This window comes from Paraburkholderia piptadeniae (assembly GCF_900007165.1).
Classification (GTDB): domain Bacteria; phylum Pseudomonadota; class Gammaproteobacteria; order Burkholderiales; family Burkholderiaceae; genus Paraburkholderia; species Paraburkholderia piptadeniae.
In genome coordinates this window covers 13773-37213 of record NZ_CYGY02000099.1, presented here as the reverse complement: position 1 = coordinate 37213, position 23441 = coordinate 13773, and the positions used below count along the sequence as shown (strand labels likewise).

The following is a 23441-nucleotide window of genomic DNA, read 5'->3' as shown; positions in this document are numbered from 1 at the left end:
TGTTACGGATGCGAGTACATATCCTGATGCGGCGCGCGGTGCGTAGTGTGGCGCCGATGATGATGCGTCGGGCGCTTCGATTTTGCCTTGTGCTTGGCTTTGGTCTTGCTCTTCGCCTTTCCGGTCGTGGGCGTCGGGTTGGCCTGTTCCTTGGGCTCGCCAGAAGGCAGTGGCGGCGGGGATTGCATCTGCGCTTGCGCCGGCTGCGCGGACGTTGCCGGATGTGCATTGCCGGTCTGCAGGGACGTCTGGCCTTCGCCGAAATGGTAGGTCTGTGAGGTTTGCGCATATGCGGTGATGGACAGCGGCAGCGCTGCCAGCGCCAGGCATTTCGAAAGCTTCATGCGTGCTCCTTGTGAACAAGCGCGTCAGGATACAGCAATGCGCTCGTCCGCCTTCGGTAGTTTCGGTAGCAGGTCGGCTCGTCGCGATTCATCACGTCGGGCGCACCCGTCTTCGCGAAGCGACCCTCTGGAGCGTTTCCATGCGGGTGAGTCGTTCGGTCAGGTGACGTAGTTGGTGATCGAGTTGGACCAGAGCCCGGGCACACTGGGCGGGGCACATATACTCGCCGAGCCCAATTTTCATGGTCCGGGCCTCGCAGGCGTCAAGGCTGAGAACGCCGACGCTCAGCTTTTTAGCTCTCGCCATTGTTAAGAGCGTCATTGCACTCCAAACAATGCCCACCAATACTGCGTCGCATGCAGGATACGATCGAAACGCCGGGCCCCTCAATGGACGCTCTGCCAATGCGATAAAGGTGTCGCGGGACTTATCGAGAAAACGATCGGCAACCGCGAGGGAGGCATTTTCGGCTAGATAGACGTAGTGCGCTGTGAGGTCCCTGCGTGCCCTCGGGCGTGTGGATACCATCCCCACTCATGAACGCTTCTTTCATATGCGTATTTTGTAAGTAACAGGCACTACGACAGGAAAGCTAATGAGTCTCGAGTCTCGCGCGAGACGATCTACAACGCGATCTACGCCCAGCCGCCCGGCGAACTGCGTCGCCAACTCATCTCATGTCTGCGCCAGATTCCAGCACGCGCATGCCGCGCAGTCGCGGCAATGACCGGCAGGGCCAGATTGCCGACATGCTGAGTATCCATGTGCGGCGGTTATAGAATGCTTCCCTAAAGGTAACTATTCAGCGGGCACCGGCGAAAGCACGTTGCCGGCGAAGGCGACATCTGCCGTGTTTGCTGGTCGTTGCCGCCGACCGGTGGGAGTTGCTGTCGTATGTACCCGAGCACCTCCTCGTGTGTGCGGCCGCCGGGATTCAGCGTCTTGGCCCCTTCATGCCTTCAGTTTCCGCTGCGGCATTGCGCTCCTCGCTTGCCTCTATGCGGTCCATGCTCTCTTCGACAGAAGCTGATGCGCGCTCCGTGACTGCCCGGGCATCTTCGACGGCCTCATTGGATTCTTCTTCGTCGCTGACCGGAGGGTCCAACATGTCGTGAAGCATTGCCGCCAGTTCTGGCGTGTCCCACGGCATGCCGTTCTGCATTTTCTTCTTTATGTAGTGCCTGACTTCCGCATCCTGCTCCGCCGTCAACGGAAGACCGCGAAAAGTGCTTCGAGGGGTGGCGTCGGCCATGATTATGCTCCGCGATTTCTCCTGCCTCAGTGTAGCGCTGTTGTGGTCAAGTGTCCTTAACGATCAGACTGTGTATTGATCGTGCTGTCCGCTTGCACGACTGCACGCTGAACGAACGCCGTTTCTGTTCCTGAAACGTGTGCCTGGGATGGCCTCGGAATAGATGCCGATTGGTGGCGCGGTGGCGACATCAGGCAAACGGTGGCCAGGGCAGCGGCCAAGGAGACCAGGTCCGCGCACGGAAGAAATTCATTCAATTAGTATGCCTGACGTGTTTTCTGCGGGAAGCATCGATGCCGATTTTTCCGGCATCGGCGAGACGGAAGACTATGCCTGGTAAATCCTGCGTCGGGAGCACGAAGGCGACCAGCACGAACTGGTCAGCCTGCGCCAGGAGTTCAGTCGCCTGCATCCAGCTCTGTTCGACACTTATATGGCAACGCGCAAGGTGCAGCACCGAAAACCCGCGAACTGCTCTGATGCGATCATTTCGCCACGCATGAACGTGGTCGGAGGAGTAAAGAAGCAGCGCGCATTGCGATTGGCAATAAGCGATGCGGAAATGGACGAGACATGAGGCGACATCCCCTCGAAGGAGCGGCAAATGCCAGCGCTCGATAATATCGATACCCTTGTAGTGATTTCTATGATGCGACCTGGCTTTCGTCTGAAACCTTGAACACATCAACCGCGCTCTTGAGAACCAGTGCCTGTTCGCTCATCGACTGGGCAGCGGCTGAGGCCTGCTCGACCAGCGCCGCATTTTGCTGCGTGACCTGGTCCATCTGGACCATCGCTGAGCTTACCTGCTCGATGCCCTTGTGCTGCTCGTCCGATGCGGCAGCGATCTCTCCCATCAGATCCGCCACGCGGCGCACGGCGGAAACCACCTCGTCGATCGTGCGACCGGCCTCGTCTACCTGTTCCGTACCGGCCGTCACCCGGTCCACCGACTCATTGATCAGGTCCTTGATCTCCTTCGCGGCCGTCGCCGAGCGTTGCGCCAGCGCGCGCACTTCGCTCGCGACCACCGCGAAACCGCGCCCCTGTTCGCCGGCGCGTGCGGCTTCCACCGCCGCATTCAGCGCGAGAATATTCGTCTGGAACGCGATACTTTCGATCGTACTGGTGATGTGGGCGACCTTCGTCGAACTGTTCGATATATCGCGCATCGTGTGAACCACACGTCCGACCACCTCGCCACCGCGCGCGGCGATTTCGGATGCATGGGCCGCGAGCATGTTGCCCTGTCTCGCGCTTTCGGTGTTATGACGCACCGCTGAGGTCAGTTGTTCGATGCTCGCCGCGCTTTCTTCCAGCGACGCGGCTTGTTCTTCCGTTCGCGAACTCAGATCGGTGTTGCCCGCCGCGATTTGCCCGGAAGCGGTGGAAATGGTCTCCGCTCCCGTACGAATCCGGGAAACCATGGCGGCGAGGCTGCTGTTCATCGCCTTCAGGGCTTGCAGCAGTTGGCCGGTTTCGTCAGCAGTGGCCACCTGGATGTGGGCGGTGAGATCCCCGTGGGCCACACGATTCGCCAGGGCCAGGGCACGATTGAGGGGCCCCGTGATGCGGCGTACTACGATACTGGAAAGCACGATCACGACGATGAGCATCAAGCTGAGCAAGCCGGCCTGGACCAGCATCGTGCGATGCGCACGGTTCGAGCGCGCGTCCAGACGGGCTTGAAGACTGTCCAGCGCGCGGGCATCGAGCGCAAAGAGTTGGTCTATCGCACGAGTGAACGTTTTGACGTAGTCGATTGCTGCGTAATGCATGGCCTCGGCATTGACGATCTCTCTGGTTGCCAGATCAAGTGCCTCGCGAATCGGCGCATTGGCGCGATCCAGCCCGGCTGCGAGTGCGGTCCTGAGTTCGGGCTCCGCGCGGAAGACCTTGTCGAAAGCCTTTCCAAGATCTTCAACCTGATCCGAGGCCACCTTCGACAATGAGGCAAGCAAGGCCCGATCCGTTGGGCTGGCTTCTCCCCTGGCCAGAAGGCCGGCGCCCCGCGACCTCGTCTGGCTCAGCGTCTCGGTGGCCTTCGGCAAATTCACGAGTGCCGCTCTTACGAGATAGTGTGTTCCCACCTCGGAATCGAGCGCCAAGCCGGTGTTGTCAAGCAAGAGATCGAGAATCGACAGGTACTGTCCGATAACCGCCATGTGGCGCACGGTGGATTCCTTGTCGCTGAGCTTGCGCGCATCGACCGCCGCTGCAAGCTCGCGCCAGTTTGCGGCAGTGCTTTCCCAGGCGTGCGCCATATCAGGAGGAAGCGCCCGTGCTTTCAGATCCTGATCGATCTTGACGAGGGCCTGGTCCACGGCTGCCCGCGTATCTTCGCGTGTCCCGGAGACGGAGTTGTCTCCGCCGAGCATGGTTGCGGAAAGCGCCCGGTGCTGCAGTGTCAGTTGAATCAACGACAGGAGTCCGCGCGCGGACTCCAGGCCCGCCTGTTCGGTGCTGGCGGTACTGACGGCGTTCAACGATGACTTGAACTGGAGGTACGTCGGTACGCCTATGGTGGGAAGAATCGCAATGCCCAACACGAGAAGCTTGCGGGCGATAGGCAGGCGATCAATAAACGACGTCATCGATATCATGATTGCTTCAGTCCGGTTTTTATTTAATGTGGCGAAAGCATTTATCGGCGACTAACGCCCGAGGTCAGGTACGGAGCGGCGAAGCGCCATTCCTTGTCCGAACAGTCCGTCGGGTATGGCGTGCGTTCTTTCATGCCGCCATGATGCCAGGCATGGCTGAAAGTGACCGACACCCGCTAGTCCCCCGGCGCCCGCTACAGTTCGACCGCGCCCAGCAGGCCGCCCGCTTCGAGTAGCTTTCTTTCGTTGCCTGTCTCGACCTGCAGTTGCGCGTCGAAGGTCTGTGTGTCGCCAGCGCGGGTAACGCTGATCCGCAGCTTCGGGCGCAGCGCTTCGCCGCTCGCAAGCGCGACAGTCAGTACCGAATCGGGTTGTACCGTCGCCTTCAGGCGCGCGAGCACGTCCTCGCGCATCACGATTGGCGCGACGCCGAACATGACCAGGTTGGTCCGGTGAATCCGTTCGAAGCTGCCGGCGATCACCGCGTCGATGCCGATCAGTCGCTGCCCTTTCGCCGCCCAGTCGCGTGCTGATCCACTGCCGTAATTGCGGCCCGCGACTACGACGGCCGCATGGCCTTTCGCGCGAATCTGCTGCGCGGCTGCGAACACCGGTAATGGCTCGGCCAAGCCCGCCACGCGGGTATGCGGGCCGCGGCCATCGGCGAGCGCATTGTCAAGGTGCGGGTTGTCGAATACGCCTCGCACCATCACCTCCGCGTTGCCGCGCCGTGCGCCATACGTGTTGAAGTTCGACTCTGCAACGCCTTGCCGCTGCAACAGGCGTCCCGCCTCCGAAGTCGCGGCGATGCGGCCGACGGGCGAGATATGGTCAGTGGTGATGTCGTCGCCGAGCACGACGAGCGGCCGCATCGGCGCAAATGCGAGTCCACCGGCCTTGCGCCGCATCAGCTCGCCGAGGAACGCCGGCCGCTGGAAATACGTGTCGTCGTCGCGCCACGCGAAGGTCGGCCGCGCGACTTGCTCGATCGCAAGCCAGGTCGTGTTCGGGCTGAACAGCTCCGCGCGAGTCGCATTCAGCGCGTTCGCACTGGCGAGCGCGGCGAAATGCTGCTCGACCTCGGCGTCCTCGGGCAGCAGGTCGCGCAACCAGACCGGCTGCCCGGCCGCGTCGTGTGTGAGCGGGTCTTCGTCGGGCGCAAGCGTCACGCGCCCGGCAATCGCGAGTGCGATCACGAGCAGCGGCGACATGAGAAAGTTCGCGCGGACAGCTGGATGGATCCGCGCGTCGAAATTCCGGTTGCCCGATAGCACCGCCGCGGCGACGATCCCGCGCTCGGCGATGGCGCGCTGCATGGCCGGCTCCAGTTCGCCAGAATTGCCGACGCAGGTCGCGCAGCCGAACCCCGCGATATGGAAACCGAGCGCTTCGAGCGGTGCGAGCAGATCGCGCTGCCGCAGATAGCGCTCGACCGCGACGGACCCAGGCGTGAATGAGCGCTTCACGTAATCGGGCACGCGCAGCCCACGCGCTGCCGCATTGCGCGCGAGCAGTGCGGCGGCCAGAATGCTCTTCGGGTTCGCAGTGTTCGTACAGCTCGTGATGGCGGCGATTGCGATCGCGCCATCGCTCGGCGCTTCGTCGGCAGCCGCCTGCACCATGCCGTTTGCGCGGTCCGCTGGCAGCGCTTCGCGGAACGCCGCGTGCAGGTGCGACAGCGCGCGCAGATCGTGTGGGCGGCGGGGGCCCGCCACCGACGAACGTACATCGCCAAGATCGAACGTCAGCTCGCGTTCGAAGTCGGGCCGCGAGGCACCATCGTATTGCTGCGCGCTCAGATACTCGCGCAGCAGTCGCGCGTCCGGATGGTCGGGATGCGCACGTTCGACGAACACGATGCTCGCGTTGTCGAACGGAAACAGGCTCATCGTCGCACCGTACTCGGGCGTCATGTTCGCGATGGTCGCGCGGTCGTACGGCGACAATGCGTCGACGCCAGACCCGTAAAATTCGAGGAACGTGCCAACTACGCCCGCCTCGCGGAGGAAGTGCGCAAGCGACAGCGCCACGTCGGCCGCGTGCACGCCCGCGCGTAGCCGGCCGATCAGACGGACCCCGACCACGCGTGGGCTCGGCAGCCACACAGGCTGGCCGAGCATCACCGCGAGCGCCTCGACGCCGCCGACGCCCCAGCCCGGGACGCCGAGGCCGTTGATCATGGGCGTATGGCTATCGGTGCCGACGACCGAATCGAAATGGATGACGTTGCCGCTGCGACGCACGCCCGTCGCTAGCGCCTCGACGTTGATCTGGTGAAGGATTCCACGCCCCGGCGGCACGATCGAAAGCCCGTCGAAGGCCTGTTCTGCCCAGCGCAGGAATGCGTAGCGTGCGTGATTCGAGCGATATTCGAGCGCGAGATTGCGCGCGGCGGCGTCGGGCGTGCCGTGCGCGACGACCTGAAGCGAGTGATCAACGACGAGGTCGACGGGCACGGCCGGCATCAGCGTGTCGGCGCTCCGGCCGCGGGCGACGAGTTCGTCGCGCAGCCCCGCGAAATCGACCAGCGCGGAGATGCCGGCGTAATCCTGCATTGCGATGCGTGCAGGAAAGAACGGCACGGCGATGTCGTCGCTGTTCGCTGCGTTGACGAAGCGCTCGATCAGCGCCTTGTCGACCAGCTCGCCGTCTTCATGGCGCAGCAGGTTTTCGAGGAACAGGCGCTTCGTCAGCGGCCAGCGCGCGACGCCCGGATAGCGCTGCGCAAACGCAGGAAGCGAGAAGAAGTCGAAGCCACCCGCACCAGGCAGCGATCGGCGGCAGCCGAACGAGTCCAGCGCGCAACGGCGCGGCAAAACGGGCATGGCGGGTTCCAGAGTAGAGAAGTGCTCAATGCTTGCCGGCGTACGTGTAGCCGAGCGCGGGCGGCAGCGGCCCTTTGATCCGGCCGCCTTGCTGCTTTTGCTCCCACGCATGCGCGAGGATGCCGACCGAGCGCGACAGGATGAACAGCCCTCGCGCGAGCGCCGGTTCAAAGCCGAGTTCGCCGTAGATCACCGCGGTCGCGCCGTCGATGTTCATCGGAAGCTGCTTGCCGGTGCGCCGTTCGAGCGTGCGTTCGATCAAACGCCCGACTTCTGCGTGACGGCCCGCGACGACGCCATGACGCTGCGCATCGTCCACGAGTGCGAGCAGCCTCACCGAGCGCGGATCGACGGGATGAAAGCGATGGCCGAAGCCGGGAATCATCTTTCCGTGCGCCGCAGTGAATTCCGCGAGTGCCGCGTCGAGCGCCTGTTCGAGCGGCTGCGTCGCAGCCTTCGCAAGGGCGTCTTTGTAGAGTTGCAGACACTGCTCGCCGGCGCCCCCGTGCACGCCATCGAGCACGTTGATCGCCGACGCCATTGCGGCGTTCAGCGGCACGCCGCACGTCACGCTCATCCGCGCGATCGATATCGACGGCGCCTGAGGACCGTGATCCACAGCCGCCACCAGCGCCGCTTCGAGCAATGCGAGCTGCGCGGGCGTCGGCTCGTCGTCGCGCAGCATTAGCCACACCATCTGCGCGTAACCGACGTTGCCGATCAGCGTCTCGATCGGCCGGCCCTTGATGCGGATGACACCGGGCCGGATATCGATGATTCGCGTGGTCCACCACGCCTTGACCTGCGCCAGCAAGTCGAAGGCTTTCTCATACGGGATGTTCATGTCGTCTCGCCTATATCGTTCCGTTCTTGTGCCACAGCGCGATCTCGTCCATCGTGAACCCCGCGTCGAGGAGGATTTCGTCGCTGTGCTGTCCGAGCGTCGGCGGCCCGTGCTCGACCGACTGTGGCGCGCCGTCGACCTGGAATCCGCTGCGCGTGACGGTGATGCTGTCCCGCTCAGGATCGTTGATTGGCAATGTCATCGTCAGCTCGCGATGGGACACCTGTGGCTGCGCGAGCGCCTGCGATATGTCCAGCACCTGACCGGCGGGCACGCCGGCGTCGTTCAGGCGCGTTTCCCACCATTGCGCGTCGTGCGCGGCGAGATGCGCCTCGATCGCCTCGGTGAGCGCCGCGCGGTTCAGCTTGCGCGCCTCGCGTTCGGCAAAGCGCGGGTCGGAAACGAGCTCCGGCGCGCCGAGCAGCCGGCACAACGTTTCGAACTGCTCCTGCTTGTTCGCCGCAATGTTGAGTAATCCTTCTTTAGTCCGGAATGTGCCGGACGGACTCGCGGTGAAGTTGTCGTTGCCCATCGGGATCGGGCTGCGTCCGGCGATCAACTGGTTCGACACGATCCAGCCCATCGTGACGATTGCCGAATCGAGCATCGACACGTCGATAAAGCCGCCGACGCCGTCGCGCTGGCGCCGCACGAGCGCGCTCGCGATCGCGAACGCGGCGGTGATGCCGCCGATCGTGTCGCATACCGGATAGCCGACACGCAGCGGTGCCGAGTGCGCGTCACCCGTCACGCTCATCACGCCGGAGCGCCCCTGGATGATCTGGTCGTACGCGGGCGCCGACGCGAGCGGCCCGCTCTGCCCAAAGCCGGAGATCGCGCAGTAGATGAGGTCGTCGCGCACTTCGCGCAACGCGTCGTAGCCGAGGCCGAGCCGGTCCATCACGCCGGGCCGGAAGTTTTCCAGCACGACGTCCGCGCTGGCCACGAGGCGCCGGAAAATCGCCTTGCCGCCTTCGCTTTTCAGGTTCAGCGACAGCGAACGCTTGCCGGCATTCTGCGCGAGGAAGGACGTGCCCATCCCGCGCTGGTTCAGCGCGGTGTCGGCGCCGAGCTGGCGTGCGAGGTCGCCGGTGTCCGGTGTCTCGACCTTGATGACGTCGGCGCCGAGCAATGCGAGCTGATAGCCGGCGAACGGGCCGGCCAGCACGTTGGTCAGATCGAGCACCCTGACGCCCGTCAGTAGTTTGCTGCTCATGAATGTCCTAACTAGATCTCGACGGTATTCGCGTTGTAGGAATAGAGCCAGTCGTAGCGCTCGGCTATCGGCGCGGCACTCCATTCCCGTTCCAGGTATTGGGCCGCCGAAGCTTCAGTCGCGAGTTCTGAACTGTGAAAGCGCTCGGTGTTGTCCGTCGCGCCTCGCACCATCCGGCTTGTGCGTTCGATTCGTGCATGTTCGTAACGCAATAGCGCCGCCGGAATGTCTGACGGCTTCGCACCCGCGAGGCAACGCGCCAGTACCATGCCATCCTCGATAGCGTGGACTGCCCCCTGCGCGAGGAACGGCAACGTCACGTGTGCGGCATCGCCAAGCAGCGAAATGCGCGCTTGCGTCCATTGCGGGATCGGCTCGCGTTTCATTAGCCCCCACTTCAGCAGATTCGGCGCCAGCTTGATCATGGTCTGCACGTCCTCGTGCCAACCCTTGAAATCGTCGAGGCACTCTTCGACGGTGCCTTGTTCGAAGCTCGCTTGAGCCGTCCAGCGTTTGCCTTCGATCGTGGCAGCGAAATTCATGATTTCGGCCCGATGCAGCGGATAATTGACGGCATGGCCGCCCGGTCCGATCCAGGTCGACCCGACCGATTCGCGCATATGCTCGGGCAAACTCGTCATCGGGATCAACGCCCGCCACGTCACCATGCCTGAGAACGCCGCATCGGTGTCGGGCCACAATGCGTTGCGGACGACCGAACGCACACCGTCGGCACCGATCAACGCGTCTCCCGTGATGCGCTGCCCGTTTTGCAGGATCAAGGTCGCGCTGCTGTCGTTCTGCTCACAACCGGTCACCGCGCTGTCGAGATGAATCGCGTCGGCCTTCAGCGCGCGTACGCGATCAGCCAGCGTCTGATGCAGATCCGGCCGGTAAACGGTCAGGTAAGGATAACCATAGCGCTCGATTACGGACTTGCCGAGACTGAACATGGGCCAAGGCTTGCCCGTGTTCCAGAGGCGAAACTCCTTGCGCGCCGGATCGCAGGAGAGGGACCTCAACTCCTCGAACACGCCGAGCGAGTCGAGCACTGCATTTCCATTCGGACTGATCTGGATACCCGCGCCGACTTCCCGCAACTCGGGTGCCCGCTCGTAGACGTCGACGTCGATCCCTCGCTGCAGCAACGCGACTGCTGCGGCAAGGCCTCCAATTCCACCACCTGCTAGCAAGATATGCATGAAATTTCCCCTCGTATTACGTGGCTAGACGGCGGGTGAGACTTCGTCGCGCAAAACGCCCAGGGCGCGCATGACCGGCTCGTCACTGACACGTACGAGATGCGCGTCGCCGTCTACCTTGTGCTGATAAGTGCGCCATGCCGGCATGGCGAACATGTCGCCTTTTTCCCATTGCATTTCCGTGTCGCCGCAGCGCGTCGTACCACGGCCTTCGACAACGGTGAAGATCGCATTGGCAGTGGTGCGGTATCGTTGCGACACGAATTCCGCTCCCATGCGTTGAACGTGGATCGCCGTGCTCATCATCGCCGGCGCGCCCAGTTCGATCTCGCGCTGCGCCATGCCGTTCGCGGGCGCCGAGGCCTTATCGAGCGCCTCGAGCGACGCCTCCCACCTGAACGCGATCGGCGACTCCGCGACGGTCACTACGTCCTGCTCCAATTTATCGGGGTGGCGCTCGAAGAACATCGGCTCGAGCAGGTGGACGAGCGGCACGTCCAGTACGTCCACCCAGAAGCAGTCGTCCGGACCGGCATTCGCATGCGAATGCCAGCACCAGCCTGGCGTCAGGAGAACGTCCCCGGGCCGCATTTCGACCCGCACACCATCGACGACCGTATAGGTGCCGTGCCCTTCGAGAATGATCCGCAGCGCATTGGGCGTATGCCGGTGAGCGTCCGCGACTTCGCCCGGCCTGATCGACTGATAGGCGCCGACGAGCGTGCGTACCGTCGCATACAGGTTCCCTTCCACGGGGTTCCTTAGCGTCAGGTTGCGACGATCCGCCATTCGGTGATCGACCAGGTCGCCGGCACGTTCGAGAATCGGTTTTACGTCGGCATAACGCCAGAGCGCAGGCAAGAAGTTCTCGCGGGGTTCGCTCCACAGTGCGGGCGCCTTGCGATGCCATCCGCCCTCCATGTGGAGGCCGTCGATTGCGGCGTAGAGTTCGTCGAGGTCAGTGTGGTCGTTCATTTTTGCTTGATGATGTCGGGAGTGTAGGGCTGCGCGAACACTTCGGTTGCGCCACCGGTGCCCGTCACGATGTCAACGGTCATCTCGCCGACCCGCTCGATCCTGATTCGCACCTTGTCGCCATCGCTGACTTTCCCGACGCCCGCTGGCGTGCCCGTGGCCACGATGTCTCCGGGATACAACGTCATTACCGCGGACGCCATCTCGATCATGCCGGGAATGTCGAGCACAAGGTCACGCGTGTTGGCGTGTTGCTTGAGATCGTCGTTGACCCACAGCTTCATTTCCAGATTGGCCGGGTCGCCGACTTCATCAGCCGTGACGATCCATGGGCCAACGGGGCAGAAGGTGTCGTAAGCCTTGCGAAATACGCGTTCCTCTCGTCCGCGCACGACCATGTCGAGCAGACAGGCGTAGCCGAACACGTACTGCTGCCAGTCGTCGCGCGCAATGTCACGACCTTGCTTGCCGATGACAATCGCGAGTTCAGACTCGTGATGGACCTCGCGAGTGGGTACGTTCGGCAGGACGACGGGTTCGTTCGCGCCGGACAGCGACGAGTTCGGTTTCAGGAAAAAGCCCTGATGCGTGGCCCGATAACTGGCCTGCATTTCCCGTCCGTGGTCGTGATAGTTCACCGGAAAGGCGATGACCTTGTTCGGCCATGGCACCGGCGTGAGCAGCTTCACATCCTCGATCGGCATGCGTGGAAGCTGTTTGAGCGCGGCCTCGATGACCGGCTTCAGTCGCCCAAAGTTTGCGATAAGGCGCGTAGCGCCAATGGGCGGCCACATGGCCGCATCCTCTCCGACGGTAGTCGTGATATCGACGAGGTAGCGATCGTCGACGACGATACCTAGTTGTCCTTCATTAAAGCGCGCAATTTTCATGGCTGTCGAAAGTAATAAGAGGCAGCGCTAGTGCTTGCCTGGTGCCGCCTGACATGACTGTGGATGCCAGCAGTCATGTCAGGCGGCCGGAAATCATGCGCTCTGGCTGGCCTGCAGACTGTATTGCTGTTCAGCGGCCTTGAGCCTGGCGTATTTGCTGCCCGCCAACCAGTAGTGAACGGCGGCCCAGAGCAGGATAGGAACTGCGCTCAGCAGGGCATACTTGAGGCCCGTGGCACTCGCGGAAGCACACAGCGCGGTGATGTTCGTGGGCACGTCGCCCGTCGCATGGGCACCTGCCGATGCGCCGTGCTTCGCGACCACGCAGAGCTGCGAGAAATCGGGTCGATCGAAGATGCGTTTCGCGAAGAAGTCGCTGAGAAAGCCGAGATAGCCGGGGCCGAGACCTTGTCCGACCAGTGCCATGGCGGAGAGCGTCAACGCGGATGCCGTGGCGCGCATGCGGGGCTCCAGCAGCGAGAGGATCACCGAAAAGGCCGGTCCGTTCCAGAAGTTCATGCCAACGGCGAAGCCGACCAGAAGCGCCACGCCTGCGGCAGCAACGGGCTGCAGGAATGCGATGCCCGACAACAGTGCCGCCGCGATACACCCAAGCGCGGGAACATAACCATGCCAGGCAGCGTTGCGTTTTCCGAGCCTGTCGGAGAGATAGCCGCTCAGGATGTTGCCGGTGAGACCGCCCACTCCGCCGATGATCCCGAAGGCAAGACCTGCCTGCCCGAAATTCATGCCGTAGACGCGTACGAAATAGACGGGCAGAAAGAGGAAGATCGCGGACATGGCGAACATGCCCAGCATGACGGCGAAGAGCATGTTGCGCGATGCGTGGTTGCTCACCATTCTCCGGATTACCTCGGTGAGTCGCGGCACGCTGTCGCCGGTCGCGGTCGCGGTCGCGGTCGCGGTCGCGCCAGCGGCGCCGCGTGCCGGCTCCCTGATCGTCAGGAACGCGAGCAGGCCAAGCACTACGCCCGGGATTCCGACGTAGAAAAACGCGTGCTGCCAACCGTAGTTCTTGATGAGTGGTGCGCCGATGAACGATGCCATCAGCACGCCGATCGGCACGCCGCCGGCATAAAGTGCGAATATCAACGAACGCCGCTTGCCTGAAAAATAGTCGGCAAGAAGCGAATAGGCGGCGGGTGCTGAACCGGCCTCGCCGATGCCCACGCCGGCGCGGAAGGCGAACAGCTGGGCATAGTTCGTCGCGGTTCCACATCCGATCGTCATCAACGACCAGAGGACGATGGTGACGGATATGATCATCACCCGGCTGAAACGCTCGGCGAGCCGCGCGATCGGAATGCCGAGGATGGTGTAGAACAGCGCGAACGCCAGGCCGATCAACAAGCCAAGCTGGCCGTCGGTCAGGTGCATTTCCGCCTTCAACGCAGGTGCGGCGATCGACATCAACACGCGATCCATGAAGCTGAACGCGTAGATCAATGTCGTGAGCGACAGCACCCAGATTGCGTATGGTCGGGAAACGGCCGCACGTGAGTTCACGTGCGGGTCGGCAGTGGTTTCAGCGAGATTACGGGGCAACATGGTGTGCTCCAGAGCATCGGCAATTCATTTGGGGATGGCCGCGCTTCACGACTTCGACGCATCCGTTCGGCCGTTCATGAGCACAATACGGAGGCGTCGTCCTTCAGCTGGTGAAGCAGGCGCGATACGACAAAGGGGCCGCTCTAAAAGAGGTGACGAATTCCCGCCACGACCACCGTCTGATTCGCGCCGCTCGAGGGCGCGAGCAGATAAGTGTCGGCGGTCGCGTTGGTGGCATGCTGATAGTTGGCAAAAACGTAGACGTTCGTACGCTTCGAGAACAGATAGTTCAAGCTGAGTTGCCCCATGTTCCAGTGCGGAGCAGTACTGATTCCGCCGCCATATTGCCCCTTCGTGTAGACATACGCCGCGCCCAGCGCGATATAAGGCGTGACCGAGTACGAAGCGTTGACATCGAAGTTGTCCAGATGCAGCGACGTGTTGTCGAGATAATCGTACCGGACGTCCGTGATCATTCCGTTCACGCGCACGGGGCCGAAGTTGTACTGCGCGGCGCCGCCGAATTCGCGCTGACGGCGCACGCCCACATTCTTGTTGATCGGGCTGGTATGGAACAGCAGGAACGGCGCCCCGACGTAATCGTCAGTGACCGCGCCGCCGGGGTTCAGCGTTGGGCCCGGATAATTGGTATTCAATCCGGCTACCGCCAGCTTGAGCGGCCCGTTTTCGTAGGCAGCGCCAGCGCTCACCGAACGATTCAGGCCCCACTGGCCTGGCGCGTTGCTCATCGCGTACATCACCGAGCCACGCAGGCCGTTCACCGTTGGCGACTGGTACTTGATCGAATTGTTATAGCGGTAGCTGCCGAACACATTGTCGTTATCGCCAATATGTGTCGCAAAGCCCAGCGCAGCAACGGGCGCTTCGAAACGGTCGAGATAATCGAAGGGGATGTCGTACTGGCGACCGAGCGTCACCGTACCCCACGACCTGCCGCTAAGTCCGACGTAGGCCTGGCGTCCGAACATGCGCCCACCCTGCTGGAATTTGCCGTTGGTACTGTCGAAGCCGTTTTCGAGCACGAAGATAGCGTTGAGACCGCCTCCCAGATCCTCAACGCCGCGCAAGCCCCAACGGTTATTCTGCATGGTGCCTGGAATCATCTGGACGGCCGAGTGCCCACCCACGTTGCTTACCCAGGCGACTCCCGTGGAAAGAATGCCGTAGAGTGAAACTGAACTCTGCGCGTGCGCAGTCGAGGCGCCCGCGAGCAGGGCGGCGAAGGATACCAATGCCGCGCTCCGGCGCAGGGTGGTATTGAGTAGCGTGGTTTTCAAACGTGTCTCCGATGTATGCGTAGTTTTATGAGGGCAGTGCAAAGCAAAAAAACGGCTTGCCTGGAAGCGGTGGCTGCCATGACTGAGCCGGTTCAAAAAGCGCTGCTAGAGGACATCAGCTTTTCCGTCATCCAAAAACATCAGTTATCCGAAAAGAACTGGACTATTGAGCCGGCCTTAGGGTGAGCGCCTTGTCGCCTGGCGCACCCGGACCTGGCGGTCCATCAGCACGCGAGGCCGAATACTTTGCGTGCGTTGTCCTCGAAGATGAGTTTCTTGTCGCTCTGGCTGAGCCAGTCGAAACCTGCGATGGTCGGACGGATGTCATCGAGTGCGCGCCCGGTGGTTTTGTCGACCGTGGAGCCGACGCCAGGACACTCCGAGCCGAAAAGGCAGCGATCGGAGCCCACGGTTTTAATGAGGAGGCGCAGCGCCTCTTCGGAATAGAGCACCGTGTCGTAGTAGAGATTGCGCATCCCATCGAGGAAATTGACGCCGCGACGGCCCGCGCTCGACTGGAAGCGCCCGATCTGATATGGAATCGAGCCGCCGCCATGCGAGCAGATGACTTTCAGTGACGGGAAGTCATTGAAGACGTTCGAATGCACGAGTCCGTAGACGGCGATCGATTCTTCATTGACGAAGTGCAGGGTGTAGGGAGAGCGTTCCGAATGCGAGCCCGTGGCGTGAATATGCATTGGAATGTCGAGCTCGCAGAGCTTTTCGTAAAGCGGATACCAATAGCGATCACCAAGCGGCGGCGCTTCGGTGCCTGTATTCTCGTACGGGTCCGGGTTGAAGAGCACGCCGCGAAAGCCCATCTTTACGCAGCGCTCCAGCTCCGGCAGCGCGTGAACAACCGGCTCGCCCGCCACCTGCGGCAACCCGGCCACGGGCACGAATCTGCCGGGGATCAGTGCAATGGTCCGCGCGATGATGTTGTTGGTCTCTTCCGTGAACCAGTGCACGAGCTTGCCCGGCTTGGCACTGTGCATCATCTGGAAAGGGCGGGGCGAGAGCATCTGCATGTCCGTGCCGACCCGGTCGAGCGCTTCCACATGGCCGCAGGGGCCCATTTCCCGGCGATTCATCGCCTGGACGATCTGCTCGTCGCTGACTTCGGGCATACGGCGTCCGTGCGCGCCCAGATGCGAAAGCAGATTGGCTTTGTAGACCCAGAGTTCGGCGGGAGCGCTGACGTGGCCGTGGCAATCGATGATCATGACTGTGTTGTATAAAGAATAGTGTTGTCAGGTGGACGGCGGTTCGTTTGGCGCGGCAGTCACTGCCAGACCGCGAACCCGAGGCCGATACCGGTGCCGGCGGGAGTGCGGTGGACCGGGATGTACTGGTCGTAGACGCAATCGAGTTCTCCGAGGGCGCCGGCCATCGTGATCCAGTTGCGAATTTCGGACGATCCCGAGCAGAGCGATTCTTGCGGAATACGTGTTAACGTGTCTTTGTCGCGGTTCTTGATGGCGTCGATGATCTTTCGGTCGAACGCCGCTTCGCAGAGGAAGTGACTCAGGCCGCCCGAGGCGACGATCGCCACTTTCGCGTCGATAGGGGACGCGGCCAACGCCTCGGCGATACAAGTGCCGATGTAATGGCAACGGGCCGAGGTCGGGTTGTTCGGCGGGAAGTACGTGTTGAGGAGCACGGGCAACATCGGCACCTGAAGGTTCTTCACGAGCCGTTGATAGACGAAACCATAGGCATGACCAAACGCACGGCGCCGCGGATCAGGCACATCGTTGCTGGTCGCGACGTCGACACCGCGAGCGATGAGCCCACGAATCAGATCATCGGCCAGCTTCGGTGCGCCGGGGAAGCGGCGAGGCAGATCCATTGCATAGCCCGCCCAGAACGCCTTGTCGCTCCAGGTCAGCTTCGGGTGAGGCAACTCCGTTTCCTTCATGACAATCTCCTCGCCGCGATAGACGGAGATGGCGGGCAGGTTGTCATAGCCGAAGAGTTCATCCTGGTCGTCACCGATCACGAGGACGACGTCGGGGCGCGCAGCGTGCAAATAGGCTTCGATCCGGTCCAGGGCGGCTTCGGCTTCGCCGGCGAGCCGGGGAAAGTCGCGTGGATCGCTCTCTTCGGTGTACGGCGTACCGCGCTCCGAGACGAGTTCGTCATAAGTGAGCTTGCGGCCGTCCAGCATGTAGAGCGCCCGGCTGCGAAGATCGTCTTCAGCGCGTCGCTGCCAGTTGTCGCCGGGCAAATTCAGGATCGGACTGTGCGAAGTGCCGATGCCAAGGGTGATGCAGGCCATATCAGATTTCCCACGTAGAGCGGACCGCGCGGTCCGGCTTCAGAAGTTGTAGAGCTCCAGCGTGCGCTCGCCCGAGCGCAGGCGCTGCATCACCGTGATCTCTTTGGCTTCGCGCGCGGCGGAGCTGGACACCGCTTCCTGAACTCGTTCGCGCGGCACGGCCACGACGCCATCGCGGTCGCCGACGATCAGATCGCCCGGCTGGACGATGACGTCGCCAAGTCGCACCGGATGGTTGATCCAGCCGCGCGCTCCCTGGTCCTTGCCGGTGCCGCGAATGCTGAGCCCAGTCGAAAACACCGGGAAACCGAGCGCTTCGAGCTGATCCGCGTCGCGCACGCAGCCGTCGATGACGAGTCCGCCGAGTTCGCGTTCGCAGGCAGCCGTGGACATGATTTCCCCCCAGTACCCGAAATCAGGCTTGCCGCTCACGTGAACGACGAGGACGTCGCCCGGCTCGGCAATGTAGAGCGCGCGATGCAGCCACAGATTGTCGCCACCCGGCGAGTGCACTACGACGGCGGGTCCGCAGATCCGCATGGCGGGCGCTACGGGTTTAATCGAAGAGGGGAGCGCGCCGATGCGCCCGAGCGCCTCGTGCAGCGTCGACGACGGCATTCCCGATGCTTGTGCGACGAGGTGTGCTTCCGGACGCTCGATCGATGTGCGGACGGTCGGGAATTGTTCCGGCGCGCAGATGAAGGATGCGCTCATGATTCCTCGCGCGTCTGCAGTTGATGGTAGCCATGCGCGTCTCTTGCGTCGCGCAGGCTCATGCCCGCGCGTACAGCTTCACGAATGGCGTTTTCCGCGGCTTCGATGGTCTCGGCCAAGTCGAGCACGCGCGCCTCGTGTTCTCGCGGAATCACGACGACGCCATCCGCGTCGCCGCGCACGAGATCGCCAGGCACGACACGCGCGCCGCCGATATTGACGGGAACCTGAGTCGCTTCGACTTGCACGCGGTCCTTGCCGGTACGCATGTAGTTGCCGCGGCTATATACCGGATAGCCGAGTTCGCGGCACAGCGCGACGTCGCGATTGACGCCGTCGATGAGCGTGCCCGCGAGTCCGCGCCGATGGGCGATTTCGGTCAGAATGTCACCCCACACAGTCGCGTCATCGCGGCCGCCGTTATCGAGGACGATGACGGCGTTGTCCGGCACCGTATCGATGTAGTCGCCAACCGTGCCCGCCGGTTTGCCTGCGGGGCCGTAGCGAAGCGTCCAGGCGCGGCCGGCCATGCGAAAATCGGGGGAGCTCGGCTTGATGCGATGGCACTGGCCGTTGATTCCGCATCGATCGAGCGCATCGCTCAGTGTCGCCGTGTCCAGCTTGCCGACGCGTTGCAGATTAGTGTCACTCACGACTCATCCTTTTATTGCGTCGCCGACGAGCATGTGCTCGTAGTCTTTGCCCATCACCTCGGTGACGGCGCGTCCCGCCAGCAGGTCCTTCGTCATGGCCGCTTCCCGCGCTGCGATCTGCTCCGCCATTGCAATGATCTCGGCCGCCCTGGCTGCAGGCAGGAACACAACCGCGCTGCTGTCGGCGATGACCGGATCGCCGGCCTGCACGATCACTCCGCCCACGCAGACTGGCGCGTTGACCGAGTCTTCCTCGACCCGTCCGCGCGCGGTCCGTGCCGTGAGGGCACTGCAGAACACCGGCAGGTTGTATTCGTGCGCTTCCTCGATGTCACGCACGGGGCCATCCGCCACGACGCCCGCGATACCCTTGATAGACGCCGCGAGCGAAAGAATGCCGCCCCAGCAGCCTGCGTCGATGCCGGTGCGCTGTTCGACGACGATGATGTCGCCGGAGTTGGCGAGTTCGATGGCCGTGGTGCCAAGGTGGCGAACGGGCGTGTCGCTGCGCACCGCTTCGCCTGCGCGTACGAGCCGGCAGGTCACGGCAGTGCCGGCAATCTTCAGATTCGAGGCTCGCCGCGGCAAACTGGTCGTGACTTGTCCGGTAATGCCGAGACGATCGAGCGCATCGGAGACAGCGCACGTGTCAAGCCGCTTCAGGCGTTGTATGAGATCGTTTTTCATAGCAGGGCGCGCCACTCAGCTTCGTTGTTGAATACGCCCGAAATCGGGCCAGTGGTCAGATAGTCGATCTCTTCATGGCGTGCGAGAGTCGGCACGGATTTGTTCATGAATTCGCGCACAGCCTTCAAAAGACAGCGCCTCACCGCCAGAATCGCACCGTCCCCGGCGCCGAGATATTCCTTCGATCGATCCACGATCGGCCCCATGCTGACCATGACAGCGAAGTCCTCCGTGCCCAGCATCTGCGTAAAGCCGGTAAAGTGTCCTTGCTTCATGGCTTCGCGGTCCTGCCCCCAGTTGTCCTCGGGCGGGCCTGGCGGCAAAGGCGGCCACGAATCGGGGTCCTCGTACGCGTGCGTCTTGTTGGGCACCAGCTTTTCGTTGACGCGATAGGTGATCTGCCAGTAGTAGATGTTCTCGTCGTCGATTGGCACCGAGAAGAAGATGCTGCCGCCCTGGATGTCGGACTGGTTGGGCGAAACAATGCCGAACCACGGCATGACGAACGAGTTCGTGCGAACGTACGCGCGACCGTCCTTGAGCGCACGTACGGCCGCATAGCGGAAGCCGAACGGCTTTTGCGCAATGTGATACACGGGCGCCATGTTTTCCGACGAGAATTCGATGTCGCCGAAGCCGACGAGCCAGCTCTGGTGAAGCACGCCGAGATGGGCGGAGTCCATGGTGGTCTCCACGCCCTGCAGCCAGTTGGAATTGACCTTCTGCCGGAATACGATGAAGTTTTCGCGCGGCAGGCCGACGAGCGGCAGCTCAGGGAATTTCGGGGGCGTGTCGCCTTCGCCCAGCCACACCCAGACAATGCCGCCTTCCTCCCGCACCGGATAGTGCTTGAGCGGTACGTGCTTGCAGTACTCCGCTTCATTGTTCGGCTGTGTCGGCACGGCCACCGTCACGCCGTCGACGTTAAATTTCCAGCCGTGAAAAATGCAGCGCAGTGCGTTGTCTTCGTTGCGCCCCAACGCGAGCGAAGCGCGCCGATGCGGGCAGGCTTCATCGAAGAAACCGACCTTGCCATTGGTTGCGCGAAAGGCGACGTATTGCTCTCCGAACAGTTGCACTCGCAGTGGTTTGCCGCCGGCTTCCAGCTTGTCCGACAAGGCCGCCGGAATCCACCAGTTTTGCTTGAGCATCTGCCCCATCGGCGCGCCATTGCTGACGCGGGTCAGTAGCTCGTTGTCTTCTTTAGATAGCATTTCGGTGTCCTTATAACGTGGCTTGCTTAACCAGATATCCCGAAGAGTAAGGTTCGTCAGGTTGCCGAGGGGGCAGACTGGTTGCGGCGGCCGTCGAAGAATTCGGCAATCCGTTTTGCTGCGTCCGTGTTGGCGGACCGGGTCATCGCCGTGATCATGGTTTCGGCGAACAGTCCCTCGCCGACTGGCATCTCCGAGATCCGGTTGATGCCGTTGATGATTGCGTAGTTCGTGGCCGCCGCGTTGCCGGCGATGCGCTGCGCCAGCTCGCGCGCCTTTGCAAGGCCTGCACCATCGTCGACGACATAATGCGCAAGGCCGATCTGATGCGCCTCGTTCACATTGAGCACGCTGCCCGTGAGCATCATTTCGGTTACCCGCGAGGCGCCAATGAGCCTCGGAATCCGCACGGAGCCGCTGCCGCCGAGGAAAATGCCGCGCTGGCCTTCGGGCAACTGAAAGAACGCCGATCGTTCGACGACGCGAACGTGCGTCGCCGCGGCAAGCTCGAAGCCGCCGCCGATAACGCCGCCCTTCAGAACGCTGATGACGGGTAGCTCACCATACTGGATCAGGTCGAAGGTACGGTGCCATGCCCGGGAGCGACGCATGCCTGCGAGCACATCGGGGCTGCGCTTGCTCATGAGCTCGAAAAGGTCCAGGCCTGCGCAGAAGTGCTCGCCGTCACCGTGGAGAATGACGGCGCGCGCGCCCTCGAGTCCATCGGAGAACACGGCCGCGAGTTCGGCGAGTAGCGCGTCGTTGATGGCGTTGCGCTTGTCAGCACGATTCAGTTTGACGAGCGCGATCTCATCTTCGCGTTGGATCTCGATCAGCCGCTCGGCTGCGGTGGAAATATCGGTGGTCATGGATCTTTGTTGGAAAAAAATCTCTTCAGGACACTACGCTTCGATTGTCACGACGTTGGCGTCGGGCTTGTCCGCGTATAGCGCTGCGACTGCGCTCGCCCGCCGCGCGAGCACGGCCCGCTGATTGATATAGCCCTTGTCGGTGATCTCACTGCCATCGCTCGACGGCGGTTCGCTCAACAGCATCACACGGCGTATGCGCATGCTGCTACCGGTGTGACGTCCGTTGTGCCGCAGCAGCGATTCACGCAGCGCGTCGTGAAATGGCGCGTGGCAGGAAAGAGCCTGCGCGTCGCGCAGGCCGAAACGTTCCTGACATGCTTCCGGATTCGGCCATGCGAGAAGCGCCACATAAGGCAGATCGGCGCCCGCGACGACCACGTCGCGCAGCAGGGGGGCGGTGCTGCTGATCACCTCGACGCGCAGCGTGCCGACACGCACGAAGATGCCCGACTGCAGTTTGAATTCTTCAGCGACGCGACCGGCAAAGGCGAGTCCTTCCTCCGGTTTTGTCCGGTCCACGAAGGTCACAGCGTCGCCCAGACGGTAATAACCTTCGTCGTCGAAGGCGAGTCGTGTCAGCTCCGGCTGTTGCAGATAGCCCGCCATGACAGAGGCGGCACGCGCGCGGATTTCATAGCGTTCTTCATCGAGCGGCACCAGCTTCAGCTCGACGCCAGGCTGCGGAAGGCCAACCAGCCCGGCCTGCCCGGTAGGCCAATGCACCACCGTGGTGGCGGCGCACGTCTCGGTCGAGCCATAGCTGGCCACGAACGGAATGCGGTGCCCAAGGTGGCGGACGGCCTGGGTTTGCAGACGTTCGTAGAGACTGTCAGGTAGCTTGGCGCCGGACGAGGTGAGGCGGCGCAGGCGCCGGAAAAACTGCTGGCCGAGCGTCTCGTCCGCTTCCAGCGCATCCGCAAGCATGGCGTAGCCTGCGGGCACGCTGCTGAAGCGGGTCGGCGAAACCTCCTCGAGGTTGCGCAGCGTCTTCGCGAACTCGCCGGGCACGGGGCGTCCGTCGTCGATGTACATCGTCCCGCCATCGTTCAGGATGCTGTTGAAGATCGCCGTGCCGCCGGCCACGTGGCTCCACGGTAGCCATTCGAGCAGCACTGGTTCCGGAGCGACGGGATCGTGGCCCACAGTCTGCGCGTGCATGGCCATCGATACGCAAAGCATGCGCTGCGTGACGGGCACGGCCTTGGGCTCGCCCGTCGAGCCCGATGTGAACAGGTACTTGCCGACCGTATCGTGCGTAATGATGTCGATCGACGCCTGCACCTCCGGGCCGACTGGCGTGGCGAGAACCGCTTGCCACGCCGTGGCGTCGACGTCATCCGCCGGATCGTCGACGTAAATGACGCGCGCGTCACATGAATCGACGGCGTGCAGCGCCGCACGGAACTGGCTCGCGCTCTGCACGAAGATCACTGCGGGCTTGATCAAGGCGACCATCGCCTTGAGCTTGGCGTAATCGGTGCTCAGCAGCGAATAGGCGGGGGTCACCGGCACATAAGGCATGCGCGCCTGCATGGCGGCGAGTTCGATGACCGCATGTTCCAGGGTGTTGCCGCTCAGCACCATCAGGTTGCGTCCGTCGAGACGTTGCGACAGCAACCATTGGGTCGCGGCGTCGACCTGGCGGGCGGCCTCGCCGTAGCTGAGCGTGCGCCAGTCGCCCGTCTGCGGGCAGCGCTGTTTCAGCCATGGCCGCTCGGGACGTTCCAGCGCACGACGCCTCAGCACGGCTGGCAGATGCGCCTCGACGGGACCGAGCGGCACCTTGCTGCGCATAAGCACCGCGCCGTCGTCTCGCTCGACGACCTCGAGGTTGCGCTCGAGGAAGGGCAGATTGATGAAAGGGAACTTGGCAATCATGTTCAAGAAAGCATCTCAGAGATCGAGCAACCGCACGACCGGATCACGTAATAAGGCTACCTTATATATGTTTCAGGGCTGAATCCACATGGTACAAACCCTACTACCTCGTTTTTTGGAGTTCCT

The 23441-nt window shown here is 62.5% G+C and carries 22 protein-coding genes and 1 pseudogene; 2 read left to right on the top strand and 21 right to left on the bottom strand.

The features are described from left to right. Window positions 1–2: 2 nt before the first annotated feature. Together BN2476_RS39575 and BN2476_RS47805 are read right to left on the bottom strand one after the other, a co-directional pair. Window positions 3–344: a hypothetical protein gene (locus BN2476_RS39575; RefSeq protein WP_087739617.1), complete on the bottom strand. Its 342-nt coding sequence runs from the start codon at window positions 342–344 to the stop codon at window positions 3–5. A 91-nt stretch (window positions 345–435) separates the two neighbouring features. Then, window positions 436–873 carry a type II toxin-antitoxin system RelE/ParE family toxin gene (locus tag BN2476_RS47805; RefSeq protein WP_218274590.1) on the bottom strand — a complete coding sequence of 146 codons (438 nt, stop codon included), beginning with the start codon at window positions 871–873 and terminating at the stop codon, window positions 436–438. A gap of 69 nt (window positions 874–942) precedes the next feature. Between BN2476_RS47805 and BN2476_RS46025 the strand changes: the two are divergent. Further along, a pseudogene (locus BN2476_RS46025) lies at window positions 943–1115 on the top strand (IS30 family transposase); the annotation flags it as partial. A 164-nt stretch (window positions 1116–1279) separates the two neighbouring features. Here BN2476_RS46025 and BN2476_RS39560 read toward each other — a convergent pair. Together BN2476_RS39560 and BN2476_RS47075 are read right to left on the bottom strand one after the other, a co-directional pair. Beyond that, a complete protein-coding gene (locus BN2476_RS39560) occupies window positions 1280–1597 on the bottom strand; it encodes a hypothetical protein (protein ID WP_087739615.1) in 318 nt (105 codons plus the stop codon). 253 nt (window positions 1598–1850) lie between these two features. After that, window positions 1851–2009: a hypothetical protein gene (locus BN2476_RS47075; protein ID WP_162497908.1), complete on the bottom strand. Its 159-nt coding sequence runs from the start codon at window positions 2007–2009 to the stop codon at window positions 1851–1853. A 21-nt stretch (window positions 2010–2030) separates the two neighbouring features. Here BN2476_RS47075 and BN2476_RS47070 point away from each other — a divergent pair, with 21 nt between their 5' ends. Further along, window positions 2031–2174 (top strand): hypothetical protein, encoded by a 144-nt coding sequence (locus tag BN2476_RS47070; protein WP_162497907.1) that lies wholly within the window; start codon window positions 2031–2033, stop codon window positions 2172–2174. A 67-nt stretch (window positions 2175–2241) separates the two neighbouring features. On the opposite strand, the gene BN2476_RS39550 is transcribed toward BN2476_RS47070, so the two are convergent. The 17 genes from BN2476_RS39550 to BN2476_RS39470 all read right to left on the bottom strand — a co-directional run bounded on the left by BN2476_RS39550 (window position 2242) and on the right by BN2476_RS39470 (window position 23315). Then, window positions 2242–4200, bottom strand: coding sequence for a methyl-accepting chemotaxis protein (locus BN2476_RS39550; protein WP_087739614.1), 1959 nt, complete (start codon window positions 4198–4200; stop codon window positions 2242–2244). A gap of 194 nt (window positions 4201–4394) precedes the next feature. Next, the gene (locus tag BN2476_RS39545; RefSeq protein ID WP_160111841.1) at window positions 4395–7025 is read right to left on the bottom strand and encodes an aconitate hydratase; all 2631 of its coding nucleotides are present in this window, start codon (window positions 7023–7025) and stop codon (window positions 4395–4397) included. Window positions 7026–7050: 25 nt separating this feature from the next. After that, window positions 7051–7869, bottom strand: a complete 819-nt coding sequence (locus BN2476_RS39540; protein WP_087739612.1) for a citryl-CoA lyase — start codon at window positions 7867–7869, stop codon at window positions 7051–7053. A gap of 10 nt (window positions 7870–7879) precedes the next feature. Next, complete coding sequence (locus BN2476_RS39535; RefSeq protein ID WP_087739611.1) at window positions 7880–9085, bottom strand: CaiB/BaiF CoA transferase family protein; 1206 nt, start codon at window positions 9083–9085, stop codon at window positions 7880–7882. Between the two features lie 11 nt (window positions 9086–9096). After that, the gene (locus tag BN2476_RS39530; protein WP_087739610.1) at window positions 9097–10287 is read right to left on the bottom strand and encodes an FAD-dependent monooxygenase; all 1191 of its coding nucleotides are present in this window, start codon (window positions 10285–10287) and stop codon (window positions 9097–9099) included. Between the two features lie 24 nt (window positions 10288–10311). Next, entirely contained in the window at window positions 10312–11262 is a 951-nt protein-coding gene (locus BN2476_RS39525; protein ID WP_087739609.1) for a cupin domain-containing protein, read from the bottom strand. Next, complete coding sequence (locus BN2476_RS39520) at window positions 11259–12152, bottom strand: fumarylacetoacetate hydrolase family protein (protein WP_162849294.1); 894 nt, start codon at window positions 12150–12152, stop codon at window positions 11259–11261. The genes BN2476_RS39525 and BN2476_RS39520 overlap by 4 nt, the downstream gene beginning before the upstream one ends. Window positions 12153–12245: 93 nt before the next feature. Further along, window positions 12246–13637, bottom strand: a complete 1392-nt coding sequence (locus BN2476_RS39515) for a spinster family MFS transporter (protein WP_160111840.1) — start codon at window positions 13635–13637, stop codon at window positions 12246–12248. Between the two features lie 227 nt (window positions 13638–13864). Next, a complete protein-coding gene (locus BN2476_RS39510; RefSeq protein WP_087739607.1) occupies window positions 13865–15019 on the bottom strand; it encodes a porin in 1155 nt (384 codons plus the stop codon). Window positions 15020–15243: 224 nt separating this feature from the next. After that, window positions 15244–16242 (bottom strand): amidohydrolase family protein, encoded by a 999-nt coding sequence (locus BN2476_RS39505; RefSeq protein WP_087739606.1) that lies wholly within the window; start codon window positions 16240–16242, stop codon window positions 15244–15246. A gap of 59 nt (window positions 16243–16301) precedes the next feature. Further along, window positions 16302–17297 carry a DODA-type extradiol aromatic ring-opening family dioxygenase gene (locus BN2476_RS39500; protein ID WP_087739605.1) on the bottom strand — a complete coding sequence of 332 codons (996 nt, stop codon included), beginning with the start codon at window positions 17295–17297 and terminating at the stop codon, window positions 16302–16304. Between the two features lie 39 nt (window positions 17298–17336). Next, window positions 17337–18011, bottom strand: coding sequence for a 4-carboxy-4-hydroxy-2-oxoadipate aldolase/oxaloacetate decarboxylase (locus BN2476_RS39495; protein WP_087739604.1), 675 nt, complete (start codon window positions 18009–18011; stop codon window positions 17337–17339). After that, window positions 18008–18664, bottom strand: coding sequence for an RraA family protein (locus tag BN2476_RS39490; RefSeq protein ID WP_087739603.1), 657 nt, complete (start codon window positions 18662–18664; stop codon window positions 18008–18010). The genes BN2476_RS39495 and BN2476_RS39490 overlap by 4 nt, the downstream gene beginning before the upstream one ends. Before the next feature lie 3 nt (window positions 18665–18667). Continuing rightward, a complete protein-coding gene (locus tag BN2476_RS39485) occupies window positions 18668–19351 on the bottom strand; it encodes an RraA family protein (RefSeq protein ID WP_087739602.1) in 684 nt (227 codons plus the stop codon). Then, entirely contained in the window at window positions 19348–20565 is a 1218-nt protein-coding gene (locus BN2476_RS39480; protein ID WP_235851162.1) for a Rieske 2Fe-2S domain-containing protein, read from the bottom strand. The genes BN2476_RS39485 and BN2476_RS39480 overlap by 4 nt, the downstream gene beginning before the upstream one ends. 56 nt (window positions 20566–20621) lie before the next feature. Then, window positions 20622–21434 (bottom strand): crotonase/enoyl-CoA hydratase family protein, encoded by an 813-nt coding sequence (locus BN2476_RS39475; protein ID WP_087739600.1) that lies wholly within the window; start codon window positions 21432–21434, stop codon window positions 20622–20624. A 33-nt stretch (window positions 21435–21467) separates the two neighbouring features. Beyond that, on the bottom strand, window positions 21468–23315 hold the full coding sequence (locus tag BN2476_RS39470; RefSeq protein WP_087739599.1) for an AMP-binding protein: 1848 nt from the start codon (window positions 23313–23315) through the stop codon (window positions 21468–21470). Window positions 23316–23441 lie beyond the last annotated feature (126 nt).